11 protein-coding genes are annotated in these 13,219 nt (G+C 52.9%); 8 read left to right on the top strand and 3 right to left on the bottom strand.

The window, feature by feature from the left end; genetic code table 11:
• The first annotated feature begins 6 nt into the window (after nucleotides 1-6).
• A complete protein-coding gene (locus WES_RS07530; RefSeq protein WP_016158613.1) occupies nucleotides 7-1,200 on the top strand; it encodes a 3-hydroxybenzoate 6-monooxygenase in 1,194 nt (397 codons plus the stop codon).
• 61 nt (nucleotides 1,201-1,261) lie between these two features.
• Nucleotides 1,262-2,209, top strand: a complete 948-nt coding sequence (gene dusC / locus WES_RS07535; RefSeq protein WP_024195142.1) for a tRNA dihydrouridine(16) synthase DusC — start codon at nucleotides 1,262-1,264, stop codon at nucleotides 2,207-2,209.
• 371 nt (nucleotides 2,210-2,580) lie between these two features.
• Here dusC and yohP read toward each other — a convergent pair whose 3' ends face one another.
• Nucleotides 2,581-2,664 carry a small membrane protein YohP gene (yohP, locus tag WES_RS24565; protein ID WP_000691708.1) on the bottom strand — a complete coding sequence of 28 codons (84 nt, stop codon included), beginning with the start codon at nucleotides 2,662-2,664 and terminating at the stop codon, nucleotides 2,581-2,583.
• Between the two features lie 223 nt (nucleotides 2,665-2,887).
• Here yohP and mdtQ point away from each other — a divergent pair, with 223 nt between their 5' ends.
• Together mdtQ and WES_RS07545 are read left to right on the top strand one after the other, a co-directional pair.
• The gene (mdtQ, locus tag WES_RS07540) at nucleotides 2,888-4,324 is read left to right on the top strand and encodes a multidrug resistance outer membrane protein MdtQ (protein WP_016158610.1); all 1,437 of its coding nucleotides are present in this window, start codon (nucleotides 2,888-2,890) and stop codon (nucleotides 4,322-4,324) included.
• Nucleotides 4,325-4,376: 52 nt separating this feature from the next.
• Nucleotides 4,377-5,138 carry an SDR family oxidoreductase gene (locus tag WES_RS07545; RefSeq protein ID WP_016158609.1) on the top strand — a complete coding sequence of 254 codons (762 nt, stop codon included), beginning with the start codon at nucleotides 4,377-4,379 and terminating at the stop codon, nucleotides 5,136-5,138.
• Nucleotides 5,139-5,263: 125 nt separating this feature from the next.
• On the opposite strand, the gene WES_RS07550 is transcribed toward WES_RS07545, so the two are convergent.
• Nucleotides 5,264-5,842, bottom strand: coding sequence for a DedA family protein (locus WES_RS07550; RefSeq protein ID WP_010356678.1), 579 nt, complete (start codon nucleotides 5,840-5,842; stop codon nucleotides 5,264-5,266).
• 169 nt (nucleotides 5,843-6,011) lie between these two features.
• Here WES_RS07550 and WES_RS07555 point away from each other — a divergent pair, with 169 nt between their 5' ends.
• Nucleotides 6,012-6,599 (top strand): Yip1 family protein, encoded by a 588-nt coding sequence (locus WES_RS07555; protein WP_000020073.1) that lies wholly within the window; start codon nucleotides 6,012-6,014, stop codon nucleotides 6,597-6,599.
• Between the two features lie 173 nt (nucleotides 6,600-6,772).
• Nucleotides 6,773-7,705 carry a D-alanyl-D-alanine endopeptidase gene (gene pbpG / locus WES_RS07560; protein ID WP_024195141.1) on the top strand — a complete coding sequence of 311 codons (933 nt, stop codon included), beginning with the start codon at nucleotides 6,773-6,775 and terminating at the stop codon, nucleotides 7,703-7,705.
• A gap of 120 nt (nucleotides 7,706-7,825) precedes the next feature.
• Here the strand turns inward: pbpG and dld are convergent, their stop codons facing one another.
• Entirely contained in the window at nucleotides 7,826-9,541 is a 1,716-nt protein-coding gene (dld, locus tag WES_RS07565) for a D-lactate dehydrogenase (protein ID WP_016158607.1), read from the bottom strand.
• Between the two features lie 195 nt (nucleotides 9,542-9,736).
• Between dld and bglX the strand changes: the two genes are divergently transcribed.
• Together bglX and osmF are read left to right on the top strand one after the other, a co-directional pair.
• Nucleotides 9,737-12,034 (top strand): beta-glucosidase BglX, encoded by a 2,298-nt coding sequence (gene bglX, locus WES_RS07570; protein WP_000871476.1) that lies wholly within the window; start codon nucleotides 9,737-9,739, stop codon nucleotides 12,032-12,034.
• 266 nt (nucleotides 12,035-12,300) lie between these two features.
• On the top strand, nucleotides 12,301-13,218 hold the full coding sequence (gene osmF, locus WES_RS07575; RefSeq protein ID WP_016158606.1) for a glycine betaine ABC transporter substrate-binding protein OsmF: 918 nt from the start codon (nucleotides 12,301-12,303) through the stop codon (nucleotides 13,216-13,218).
• Nucleotide 13,219: the final 1 nt, after the last annotated feature.

Here is a 13,219-nt window from a genome sequence, read left to right as displayed (position 1 = left end):
ACCATAATGACGAAAGTGACACGCGCAGTAATTGTGGGAGGCGGGATCGGCGGTGCGGCAACTGCGCTGTCACTGGCCCGCCAGGGGATCAAAGTGGTGCTGCTGGAAAAGGCGCATGAGATTGGTGAGATTGGCGCGGGCATCCAGCTGGGGCCGAACGCGTTTTCGGCGCTGGACAGCCTTGGCGTCGGCGAAATTGCCCGTCAGCGCGCGGTGTTTACCGATCACATCACTATGATGGACGCGGTAAACGCCGAAGAAGTGGTGCGCATTGATACCGGTCAGGCCTTTCGTGACCATTTCGGCGGCCCTTATGCGGTGATCCACCGCGTTGATATTCATGCCTCGGTGTGGGAAGCGGTACTGACCCACCCGGACGTCGAATATCACACCTCTACTAACGTCGTGGATATTCGCGAGACGCCGGACGATGTTACCGTTTTCGACGATCGGGGCAATAGCTGGAGCGGCGATATTCTGATTGGCTGTGATGGCGTGAAGTCAGTGGTGCGTCAGAGCTTATTAGGCGATGTGCCGCGCGTTACCGGGCATGTGGTCTACCGTGCGGTTATCGATTGTGCCGATATGCCGGAAGATTTGCGTATTAACGCGCCGGTACTGTGGGCGGGGCCGCACTGTCACCTGGTGCATTACCCTTTGCGCGGCGGCAAGCAGTATAACCTGGTGGTAACATTCCACAGTCGCCAGCAGGAAGAGTGGGGCGTGAAGGATGGCAGTAAAGAGGAAGTGCTCTCCTATTTTGAAGGCATTCATCCACGCCCGCGCCAGATGCTGGATAAACCGACCTCATGGCGACGCTGGTCAACTGCCGATCGCGAACCGGTGGCGAAGTGGGGAACGAAGCGCATAACGCTGGTGGGCGATGCGGCGCATCCGGTGGCGCAATATATGGCGCAGGGTGCCTGTATGGCACTGGAAGACGCGGTAACGCTCGGTAAGGCGCTGGCAGAATGTGACGGCGATGCGGCACAAGCCTTTGCGCTGTATGAGTCGGTACGTATTCCACGCACCGCGCGCATCGTCTGGTCGACACGTGAAATGGGGCGGGTATACCACGCTGCGGGGGTAGAACGCCAGGTGCGTAATCTGCTGTGGAAAGGGAAATCGCAGGCAGAGTTTTATCGTGGTATGGAGTGGCTGTACGGCTGGAAAGAAGATAACTGTCTGCAACCACGCTGAGCACTTTAATCCGCTGACCGGAGGCGCTACCATAGCGCCTCATTTTTTTGCGGGTGATGATATGCGTGTACTACTGGCGCCGATGGAGGGTGTGCTTGACTCTCTGGTGCGTGAATTGTTGACCGAAGTTAACGACTACGATCTGTGCATCACCGAATTTGTCCGCGTGGTCGATCAACTGCTGCCGGTAAAAGTCTTTCATCGCATTTGCCCTGAACTACAAAATGCCAGTCGAACGCCATCCGGTACGCTGGTGCGGGTACAACTGCTGGGGCAGTTCCCACAGTGGCTGGCGGAAAATGCTGCTCGTGCGGTGGAGTTAGGTTCCTGGGGCGTGGATCTCAATTGCGGCTGTCCATCGAAAACGGTTAACGGCAGCGGCGGTGGGGCGACGTTACTCAAAGATCCTGAACTCATCTACCAGGGTGCAAAAGCGATGCGCGAAGCTGTACCGGCGCATTTACCCGTCAGTGTGAAAGTGCGGCTTGGCTGGGACAGCGGCGAGAAGAAGTTTGAAATTGCCGATGCTGTCCAGCAGGCTGGTGCTACGGAGCTGGTGGTGCATGGTCGGACAAAAGAGCAGGGCTACCGTGCGGAGCATATTGACTGGCAGGCGATTGGCGAGATTCGCCAGCGGCTGAATATTCCGGTGATTGCCAACGGTGAAATCTGGGACTGGCAGAGTGCGCAACAATGTATGGCGATCAGCGGCTGCGACGCGGTGATGATTGGGCGCGGGGCGCTGAATATTCCCAACCTGAGCCGGGTGGTTAAATATAACGAACCGCGAATGCCGTGGCCGGAGGTCGTTGCTTTGCTGCAAAAATATACCCGTCTGGAAAAGCAGGGCGATACCGGGCTATATCACGTCGCGCGGATTAAACAGTGGTTGAGTTATTTGCGTAAAGAATACGATGAAGCAACGGAATTATTTCAGCATGTTCGGGTGTTGAATAATTCCCCAGATATTGCAAGGGCTATTCAGGCAATTGATATCGTGAAACTCTAAAAACCATAGTGATGTTTTTTGACAATGTGTTAGCTCTTTATCAATAGGCCGCACGGTTGTTTGGTGGCGCCAAAATCGCCGAGGTGTTCCCTGGAGGCCGGGGCAGCCCACATGGATGTGGGCTGAGGGCGCGTTTTACAGGGATGTTACCTCGCGCCCGACCCGGTAGCCGTAAGGGATAAGCCGAGGGCACCGCGCAGCGGCGATTTTGTTCGCCAGAGCCCGGGGGTGCAGGGGGCGGCGGCAATTGGCCGCCCCCTGCGCGCTCCTTGCGCCAGTGATTATATGAAGCAATGCACATGACAGGAGCGCAACAGGATGAGAGACTGAAATATTCTTGTTATTTTCGGATCTGATGACATTAATTAATTTTAAAATATCATCTTAAATACGCCAGTCACCACCAGTAGCCCAATCAGGAAAATAATCAATACAGCCCAGAGTATAATTTTCATTGGCGTTCCTTTATTTGTGAGTGCTGAATAAGTATAGGTAAAAATGAAACCCTTTGCCGTTATCCATAAACGATTAAGATAAATCAGATGATATCATTCACTTACTGTATATTTTTCTGAATATGTCGTTTTATTGCTGCTGATGTATTGCCACGCGAAACTAAAAAATACATTGCAACACACGGTAATCTCCGCGCACCTTTTCTTACCTGATTATTCCCCCATGAATCGTGATTCCTTTTATCCAGCTATCGCCTGTTTTCCGCTGTTCCTCATTCTGGCTGGGTGTGCGCCTGTGCACGAAACCCGCCAGGCGTTAAGCCAGCAAACGCCCGCTGCGCAAGTTGACAGCGCATTACCCACGGCGCTGAAAAATGGTTGGCCAGACAGTCAGTGGTGGCTGGAATATCACGATAATCAACTCACTTCCTTAATTAATAACGCATTACAGAACGCACCGGATATGCAGGTGGCTGAACAGCGCATTCAACTGGCTGAAGCGCAGGCGAAAGCTGTAGCCACTCAGGATGGTCCGCAGATCGATTTTTCTGCGGATATGGAGCGACAAAAAATGTCGGCGGAAGGGTTAATGGGGCCGTTTGCCCTGACCGATCCGGCGGCAGGTACTACCGGGCCGTGGTATACCAACGGTACTTTTGGTCTAACGGCGGGCTGGCATCTGGATATCTGGGGAAAGAATCGGGCTGAAGTCACAGCGCGCCTCGGTACGGTTAAAGCACGGGCGGCGGAACGCGAGCAAACCCGCCAATTGCTGGCTGGCAGTGTGGCTCGTCTGTACTGGGAGTGGCAAACCCAGGCGGCGTTAAACACGGTCTTGCAGCAAATCGAAAAAGAGCAGAACACCATTATCGCGACCGACCGCCAGCTATATCAGAACGGAATTACCTCTTCGGTTGAAGGTGTGGAAACCGATATTAATGCCAGTAAAACCCGGCAACAGCGCAATGATGTGGCGGGAAAAATGAAAATTATTGAGGCGCGGTTAAATGCGCTGACTAACAGCCAGACGAGCGGTTTAAAGCTGCATCCGGTTGTGCTGCCTGAAGTGACAAGTCAGCTTCCTGATGAACTGGGTTATTCCTTGCTGGCACGCCGTGCCGATTTGCAGGCGGCGCACTGGTACGTTGAATCATCCTTAAGCAGCATCGACGCGGCAAAAGCGGCCTTTTATCCCGACATAAACCTGATGGCCTTCCTGCAACAAGATGCGTTGCACTTAAGCGATCTGTTCCGACATTCCGCGCAGCAAATGGGTGTTACGGCAGGCCTGACGCTACCCATTTTCGATAGCGGTCGTCTTAACGCCAACCTCGATATTGCGAAAGCCGAAAGCAACTTGTCTATCGCCAGCTACAACAAAGTGGTGGTTGAGGCGGTGAATGACGTGGCGCGGGCAGCCAGTCAGGTTCAGACACTGGCGGAGAAAAACCAGCATCAGGCGCAAATTGAGCGCGATGCCCTGCGTGTGGTAGGTCTGGCGCAGGCACGCTTTAACGCGGGCATCATTGCTGGTTCCCGCGTCAGCGAAGCCAGAATCCCGGCGCTGCGTGAGCGAGCCAATGGCCTGTTATTGCAAGGGCAGTGGCTGGATGCCTCCATTCAACTCACCGGCGCGCTGGGTGGGGGCTATAAACGCTGATGATATGCGGCTTCTATACTTAACGTTTATTCAGCGTTAAGTGGAGAACTCCATGGCACAGGTCGCGATTATTACTGCCTCCGATTCGGGGATCGGTAAAGAGTGCGCGTTATTACTGGCGCAGCAAGGGTTTGATATTGGCATTACCTGGCACTCAGATGAAGAAGGGGCAAAAGATACCGCGCGTGAGGTAGTTAGCCACGGCGTCCGTGCGGAGATGGTGCAACTGGATCTCGGCAATCTACCAGAAGGTGCGCAGGCGCTGGAGAGACTCATTCAACGACTGGGGCGCATCGATGTGCTGGTGAATAACGCGGGGGCGATGACCAAAGCGCCGTTTCTTGATATGGCTTTTGATGAGTGGCGCAAGATTTTTACCGTTGATGTCGATGGTGCATTTTTATGCTCGCAAATTGCTGCCCGCCAGATGGTGAAACAGGGGCAGGGTGGTCGCATCATCAACATTACATCGGTACATGAACATACGCCGCTGCCGGATGCCAGCGCCTACACCGCCGCTAAACATGCACTCGGCGGGTTAACCAAAGCGATGGCGCTGGAACTGGTCAGGCATAAGATTCTGGTGAATGCGGTCGCGCCAGGTGCAATTGCCACGCCAATGAACGGCATGGATGACGGCGATGTGAAGCCCAATGCAGAGCCATCGATTCCCCTGCGGCGTTTCGGCGCAACACACGAGATTGCCAGCCTGGTGGCCTGGTTATGTTCCGAAGGCGCAAATTACACCACCGGGCAGTCGTTAATTGTCGATGGTGGTTTTATGCTGGCGAATCCGCAGTTTAAGCCGGAGTAGTGCAATGGGATATGTGGATATTTCAATGGGTATGTTGTAGGCATGATAAGACGCGCCAGCGTCGCATCAGGCATGGGACACCTGATGTCGGATGCGGCGCGAGCGACTTATCTGTGGCAACTGCTTTACGCCTGATTATCCGGCTTTTTCTTCCCGCGCCGTTTCAGCCACCAGCGCACGCCAACCACCAGAACCACGACCAGAATCAACCAGACCCAGTGTTTCAGATGCTGATCAAGACTGTGCAACCACGGCGCAATCACCTGACCACCGGCGTAACCGATAGTGGTAAAAATCAGCGCCCAGGCAAATGCGCCGAGAATATTCAGCGGCAGAAAGATTTTCGGCGGCAACTGACTGGCACCAATCAGCGTCGGGCCAATTACCCGAAAGCCATACATAAAACGCGTACCAATAACAAACAGATACGGATGGCGCTGGATCAGTTTCTGCGCCCGCTCAATTTTATCCTGATGCTTTGAGATACGACGCAACAGCTTGCCGCCAAACCGCCGTCCGCACAGATAAAGCACCTGGTCGCCAATCATGCCGCCAAGCGCCACAGAAAGAACCACTAGCGGGAATTTTAATAATCCCTGATGTGCTGCAACGCCTCCCAGCAAAGTCACGGTTTCACCCTCTGCCAGACTGCCGAGCACCAGCGCGGCATAACCATATTGTGAGATGAGTGTATTGAGATCCATAGGCCAGTCTGTCTCCCTTTGGTTGCCTGTAAGCATACACCCTGTGAATTGTTTGCGCAGAAAAAGGCGTTTCATCACGCGACGCAAATTTCACGACAGGGCAAAAAATAACCACAAGCTGACTTATACTTGAACTGTCAGGTTCAGCAACTCACAAAAAGGGGGCGGTATGAGCCATGTCTGGGGACTGTTTTCCCATCCCGATCGTGAAATGCAGGTGATTAATCGTGAAAACGAAACGATTTCTCATCACTACACCCACCACGTTTTGCTGATGGCGGCGATTCCGGTGATCTGTGCCTTCATTGGCACCACGCAAATTGGCTGGAATTTTGGCGATGGCACTATCCTGAAGTTATCCTGGTTTACCGGACTGGCGCTGGCTGTCCTGTTTTATGGCGTTATGCTGGCTGGGGTCGCGGTGATGGGGCGAGTCATCTGGTGGATGGCGCGCAAATATCCGCAACGTCCATCGCTTGCGCACTGTATGGTCTTTGCCGGATATGTCGCGACGCCGCTATTTTTAAGCGGCCTGGTGGCGCTTTATCCGCTGGTCTGGCTGTGCGCGCTGGTGGGGACGGTGGCGCTGTTTTACACCGGCTATCTGCTTTATCTCGGTATTCCGAGCTTCCTGAATATCAACAAAGAGGAAGGTCTTAGTTTTTCCAGTTCGACGCTGGCGATTGGCGTACTGGTGCTGGAAGTGCTGCTCGCTATTACCGTTATTCTGTGGGGGTACGGTTATCGGCTGTTCTAGAAAGTTCTTTTGCGTTGCATTGCTGGCGTAAATGTCAGCAATGCAGCATTTCCTCACGATTCTCCTTTGACGATCGCACTTTTTGCTCGTTATGATGGCGTCGCTAGCCTCAGTAAATCCTTACTCCGGCGGTGCGCAACCCGTGCGCGTGAACCACTATCTGAATGCTCATCATGCCGAAATTTCGAGTTTCTTTATTTAGCCTGGCTCTAATGCTGGCTGTGCCTTTTGCACCGCAGGTCGTTGCGAAAACGACTGCCGCTACCACCGCTTCGCAGCCGGAAATCGCTTCCGGTAGTGCGATGATTGTTGATCTGAATACCAACAAAGTGATCTATTCGAACCACCCGGATCTGGTGCGTCCGATTGCGTCAATCACCAAATTAATGACCGCAATGGTGGTGCTTGACGCACGATTGCCGTTGGATGAAAAACTGAAAGTGGATATCAGCCAGACGCCAGAGATGAAGGGGGTCTATTCGCGCGTGCGACTGAACAGCGAAATCAGCCGTAAAGATATGCTGTTGCTGGCGCTGATGTCTTCAGAAAACCGCGCGGCGGCAAGCCTGGCGCACCATTATCCTGGTGGTTATAACGCTTTTATTAAAGCGATGAATGCGAAAGCGAAATCACTCGGAATGAACAACACGCGCTTTGTTGAACCGACCGGATTGTCGGTGCATAACGTTTCGACAGCCCGTGACCTGACCAAATTGCTGATTGCCAGCAAACAATATCCGTTGATCGGTCAGTTGAGTACCACCCGTGAAGATATGGCGACCTTCTCTAATCCGACGTACACCCTGCCGTTCCGCAATACTAACCATCTGGTGTATCGCGATAACTGGAATATTCAGTTAACCAAAACCGGTTTTACCAATGCCGCAGGGCATTGCCTGGTGATGCGCACGGTTATCAATAATAAACCGGTGGCGCTGGTGGTGATGGATGCATTTGGCAAATATACCCATTTTGCCGATGCCAGCCGCCTGCGTACCTGGATTGAGACTGGTAAAGTGATGCCTGTTCCGGCTGCGGCGTTGAGCTATAAAAAACAAAAAGCCGCCCAGATGGCGGCAGCGGGGCAGACGGCACAGAACGATTAAGTTTGCTTGCTTGTAGGCCGGATCAGGCGTTTACGCCGCATCCGGCATTAGGTGCCAGTGCCTGATGCGATGCTTACGCATCTTATCAGGCCTCTATCTGCATCAGGCATCCAGCTGTATTTACTCTGCTTCCTGCCAGTTTTTCCGCTTACTGGTCTTACCGATCCCAGGGTTCATACTGTTGGTCGGATCGTTCTCGCGATAAAACTTCTGCAGCGTCTCCGGCGCTTTATATAAATGACCGACGTTATGCTCGGCAGGGTATTGCGCGCCGCGCTGGCGTAACAGCTCTAGCATCTGTTCCTTCAACGCATGTACATCTGCACCTTTTTTGACGATGTAATCCTGGTGGAAGACATAGCACATAAAATGGCCGTAATAGAGCTTGTGTACCAACTGGCTGTCGATCTCCGGCGGCAAATGCTCATACCACTCGGTATCGTTACGACGCAGAGCAATATCCAGAGCCAGAATGTCTTCGACTTCATCGGAATGCACCGCCTGATAACGGATCGCTGCGCCCGCAGCCGCAAAACGATGCAAAAATGCTTTGCTGCCTTCCTCCGGCGTACAGACAAAGAAATCGCCTTCAGCCTGTTTGAAATAATCCACCAGCCACGATTTAGCTTCGCCAATGCCATCGCCCGCCATTTTTAACAGCAGATGATGTTCATATTTATCGCGCCAGTTTTTCATGCGCGGGGGTAAATGGCTGGGGAACAGATGACCGAATTTTTGCATCGCACGGTCAGTAAAATGCGGACGGAAGAATTTCACTTTCTCCAGCATCGCATCGGTACGCCCTTTGATATTAAAGAAGAGAGGCATCTTGTCGGTGCCAAGTTTATCGATCATCAGGAAGGTGTCTTTGCCATATTTTTCCGCGATATCGTAGATATCCCGGTGCATATATTCCCCTGCAACCGGCAGATTTTCGAAATTAGCCAGAATATGGCGGCGGATTTCAGTCAGCACTTCCGGCCGGTTGGTGCCGATATAAAACACCTGCTGATTTTTTTCCGCTTCGAAGGTATCAAGACGTACCGCGAATACTGCCAGTTTTCCGGCGCAACCGGAGGATTCAAACAGGCGATCCGGGTCGGCGTTATAACGTGCGGGCGTGTCGGCTTCAATATCCCTAACGCGGTGAACATAATCATAATCGTGGGCGTGACGACCATCGTGGCGCACATCATCTTCTTTGATACGATCGTCATCCAGCTTGCTGAGGATCTGCTCCGGTGTTTCGCCCAGATCAATCCCCAGATGGTTCACCAGCGTCAGTTTGCCGTCTTCATTTATGCGCGCGAACAACGACATTTCGGTATACGCCGGGCCACGCTGCACCAGCGAGCCGCCGGAGTTATTACAGATACCGCCGATGACCGATGCACCTATACACGACGAACCAATCACCGAGTGCGGTTCGCGCCCCAGCGGTTTGAGAGCTTTTTCCAGCGAATAGAGCGTGGTGCCAGGATATGCCAGCACTTGTTCGCCCTTGCCGAGAACGTGCAGTTTGTCGAGACGTAGGGTGCTGATGATAACGATATCGCGATCATAGTCGTTACCGTTTGGCGTCGAGCCTTCGGTGAGGCCGGTATTGGCAGCCTGCATCAGAATAATTTTGTCGGCGGTGACGCAGGCTTTCAGCACCCGCCACAATTCCAGTAACGAACCAGGGAAAACGACAGCCAGCGCGTCGCCCTGACCAGAACGGAAGCCCTTGCGATAGCGGGCCGTTTTTGCGGGATCGGTGAGCAGGTGTGAATGACCGACCAGACGGGCAAGTTCATTCAAAAAGGCTTTATTATCAGTTGTTGTCATGGAAGACATTTTCCACTCCTTGTGGTGGCGAAAAAATATCACAAACTAGAATAGCGCCTTGTATGACAATTCAGCGAGTGAATATTTTGAAAATTCAGACAATAAACTGAGCATTCTTTTTCTCTCTCCATCATGCTTATGGCAAACTACGGTTTTTGCACCATTTTCGCTGCCACATCGGGCAACAAAGGAAGAAAAATCCACATGAAATGGCTATGTTCAGTAGGTATCGCGGTAAGTCTGGCCTTACAGCCAGCACTGGCAGATGATTTGTTTGGTAACCATCCATTAACGCCCGAAGCGCGTGATGCGTTCGTCACCGAACTGCTCAAGAAAATGACGGTTGATGAGAAGATTGGTCAACTGCGCTTAATCAGCGTCGGCCCGGATAACCCGAAAGAGGCGATCCGCGAGATGATCAAAGACGGGCAGGTTGGGGCGATTTTCAACACCGTAACCCGTCAGGATATCCGCGCCATGCAGGATCAGGTGATGGAATTAAGCCGCCTGAAAATTCCTCTTTTCTTTGCTTACGACGTGCTGCACGGTCAGCGCACTGTCTTCCCGATAAGCCTTGGTCTGGCCTCTTCTTTTAACCTCGATGCGGTGAAAACTGTTGGGCGTGTCTCTGCTTATGAAGCGGCAGATGATGGCCTGAATATGACCTGGGCGCCAATGGTCGATGTCTCGCGCGATCCGCGCTGGGGACGTGCTTCTGAAGGTTTTGGCGAAGATACGTATCTCACCTCAATAATGGGTAAAACCATGGTGGAAGCGATGCAGGGTAAAAGCCCGGCAGATCGCTACTCGGTGATGACCAGCGTCAAACACTTTGCGGCTTACGGTGCGGTAGAAGGCGGCAAAGAGTACAACACCGTCGATATGAGCCCGCAGCGCCTGTTTAATGACTATATGCCGCCGTACAAAGCGGGGCTGGATGCAGGCAGCGGCGCGGTGATGGTGGCGTTGAATTCGCTGAACGGCACGCCAGCAACCTCCGATTCCTGGCTGCTGAAAGATGTTCTGCGCGATCAGTGGGGCTTTAAAGGCATCACCGTTTCCGATCACGGCGCAATCAAAGAACTGATTAAACACGGCACGGCGGCAGACCCGGAAGATGCGGTGCGCGTGGCGCTGAAATCCGGGATCAACATGAGCATGAGCGACGAGTACTACTCGAAGTATCTGCCTGGTTTGATCAAATCCGGCAAAGTGACTATGGCAGAGCTGGACGATGCCGCGCGTCACGTACTGAACGTCAAATATGACATGGGACTGTTTAACGATCCGTACAGCCACCTTGGGCCAAAAGAGTCTGACCCGGTGGATACCAATGCTGAAAGCCGCCTGCATCGCAAAGAAGCGCGTGAAGTGGCGCGTGAAAGCCTGGTGCTGCTGAAAAACCGTCTCGAAACGTTACCGCTGAAAAAATCGGCCACCATTGCGGTGGTTGGGCCACTGGCGGACAGTAAACGTGACGTGATGGGCAGCTGGTCCGCAGCCGGTGTTGCCGATCAATCCGTGACCGTACTGACCGGGATTAAAAATGCCGTTGGTGAAAACGGTAAAGTGCTGTATGCCAAAGGGGCAAACGTCACCAGTGATAAAGGTATTATCGACTTCCTGAATCAGTATGAAGAAGCGGTCAAAGTCGATCCTCGTTCTGCGCAAGAGATGATTGATGAAGCGGTGCAGACCGCGAAACAATCTGATGTGGTGGTGGCGGTAGTCGGTGAAGCTCAGGGGATGGCGCATGAAGCCTCCAGCCGTACCGATATCACTATTCCGCAAAGCCAACGTGATTTGATTGCGGCGTTGAAAGCCACCGGTAAACCGCTGGTGCTGGTGCTGATGAACGGGCGTCCGCTGGCGCTGGTGAAAGAAGATCAGCAGGCTGACGCGATTCTGGAAACCTGGTTTGCGGGTACGGAAGGCGGTAACGCGATTGCCGATGTGTTGTTTGGCGATTACAACCCATCCGGCAAGCTGCCGATGTCCTTCCCGCGTTCTGTCGGGCAGATCCCGGTTTACTATAGTCATCTGAATACGGGGCGCCCGTATAACGCTGACAAGCCGAACAAATACACTTCACGCTATTTCGATGAAGCTAACGGTGCGCTTTACCCGTTCGGTTATGGTCTGAGCTATACCACTTTCACTGTCTCTGATGTGAAACTCTCTGCTCCGACCATGAAGCGTGACGGAAAAGTGACTGCCAGCGTACAGGTGACGAACACCGGCAAACGCGAAGGGGCGACGGTGGTTCAGATGTATTTGCAGGATGTGACCGCTTCTATGAGCCGTCCGGTGAAACAACTGAAAGGCTTTGAGAAAATCACCCTCAAACCGGGCGAAACTCAGACTGTCAGCTTCCCGATCGATATTGATGCGCTGAAGTTCTGGAATCAGCAGATGAAATATGATGCCGAGCCTGGCAAGTTCAACGTCTTTATCGGCACTGATTCCGCACGCGTTAAGAAAGGCGAGTTTGAGTTGCTGTAACGCTTTATTAAGGGCGTGAAGTTTGCGCCCTTTGCCTGATGCGCTTATCAGGCCTACAGGGTGTTTGCAACTTTTTGAATTTTCGCCCTTTGTAGGCCGGATAAGGCGCTCGCGCCGCATCCGGCAGGAAACGCCGGGCAAGATGCCTTTTAAGTATTTATCTGATTCTGCAACTGAATCCATTCGCTCAGGCTAACCTCGCCATTATCAACTATGCTTTTCTCTTAATTCGCTGAAAACAACAGTAAAAGAATGAGGAAAGCATCATGCCACTCTCAAAGCTCTGGGCAGGTTCACTGGTTATGTTGGCAGCCGTGAGCCTGCCGCTACAGGCGGCTTCTCCCGTTAAAGTCGGTTCAAAAATCGATACCGAAGGCGCGCTGCTCGGCAACATTATTTTGCAAGTACTGGAAAGCCACGGCGTACCGACAGTGAATAAAGTCCAGTTGGGAACCACGCCGGTGGTGCGCGGGGCGATCACTTCTGGCGAGCTGGATATCTACCCGGAATATACCGGCAATGGCGCTTTCTTCTTTAAAGATGAAAACGATGCAGCGTGGAAAAATGCCGGACAGGGCTACGAGAAAGTCAAAAAACTCGATGCAGAGCAAAACAAGTTAATCTGGCTGACGCCCGCACCTGCGAATAACACCTGGACCATCGCCGTGCGTCAGGATGTGGCAGAGAAAAACAAACTCACTTCGCTTGCCGACCTGAGTCGTTATCTGAAAGAGGGCGGCACCTTCAAACTGGCAGCCTCGGCAGAGTTTATCGAACGCGCCGATGCCTTACCCGCTTTTGAAAAAGCCTATGACTTTAAGCTCGGTCAGGATCAGTTACTGTCACTGGCTGGCGGCGACACGGCGGTAACGATTAAAGCCGCTGCCCAGCAAACTTCTGGCGTTAATGCCGCAATGGCTTACGGCACTGACGGTCCGGTCGCGGCGCTGGGGCTGCAAACCTTAAGCGATCCACAAGGTGTTCAACCTATCTACGCGCCTGCGCCAGTGGTGCGTGAGTCGGTGTTGAAAGAGTATCCGCAAATGGCACAGTGGCTACAGCCAGTCTTCGCCAGCCTCGATGAAAAAACATTGCAGCAACTGAATGCCAGCATTGCAGTGGAAGGACTGGATGCCAAAAAAGTGGCTGCCGACTACCTGAAACAAAAAGGGTGGACGAAGTAAT

Source organism: Escherichia sp. KTE31, from assembly GCF_000407925.1.
Lineage (GTDB): Bacteria > Pseudomonadota > Gammaproteobacteria > Enterobacterales > Enterobacteriaceae > Escherichia > Escherichia ruysiae.
Note: the sequence above shows the minus strand (reverse complement) of the source record. Positions and strands in the feature narration are given on the sequence as shown.

What these genes read in the sequence shown, in the direction of transcription:
- dld (WP_016158607.1), bottom strand. Translation starts at nt 9,541, where the DNA reads ATGTCTTCCATGACAACAACTGATAATAAAGCCTTTTTGAATGAACTT.
- WES_RS07545 (WP_016158609.1), top strand. Translation starts at nt 4,377, where the DNA reads ATGGCACAGGTCGCGATTATTACTGCCTCCGATTCGGGGATCGGTAAA.
- WES_RS07530 (WP_016158613.1), top strand. Translation starts at nt 7, where the DNA reads ATGACGAAAGTGACACGCGCAGTAATTGTGGGAGGCGGGATCGGCGGT.
- bglX (WP_000871476.1), top strand. Translation starts at nt 9,737, where the DNA reads ATGAAATGGCTATGTTCAGTAGGTATCGCGGTAAGTCTGGCCTTACAG.
- WES_RS07555 (WP_000020073.1), top strand. Translation starts at nt 6,012, where the DNA reads ATGAGCCATGTCTGGGGACTGTTTTCCCATCCCGATCGTGAAATGCAG.
- WES_RS07550 (WP_010356678.1), bottom strand. Translation starts at nt 5,842, where the DNA reads ATGGATCTCAATACACTCATCTCACAATATGGTTATGCCGCGCTGGTG.
- yohP (WP_000691708.1), bottom strand. Translation starts at nt 2,664, where the DNA reads ATGAAAATTATACTCTGGGCTGTATTGATTATTTTCCTGATTGGGCTA.
- pbpG (WP_024195141.1), top strand. Translation starts at nt 6,773, where the DNA reads ATGCCGAAATTTCGAGTTTCTTTATTTAGCCTGGCTCTAATGCTGGCT.
- mdtQ (WP_016158610.1), top strand. Translation starts at nt 2,888, where the DNA reads ATGAATCGTGATTCCTTTTATCCAGCTATCGCCTGTTTTCCGCTGTTC.
- dusC (WP_024195142.1), top strand. Translation starts at nt 1,262, where the DNA reads ATGCGTGTACTACTGGCGCCGATGGAGGGTGTGCTTGACTCTCTGGTG.
- osmF (WP_016158606.1), top strand. Translation starts at nt 12,301, where the DNA reads ATGCCACTCTCAAAGCTCTGGGCAGGTTCACTGGTTATGTTGGCAGCC.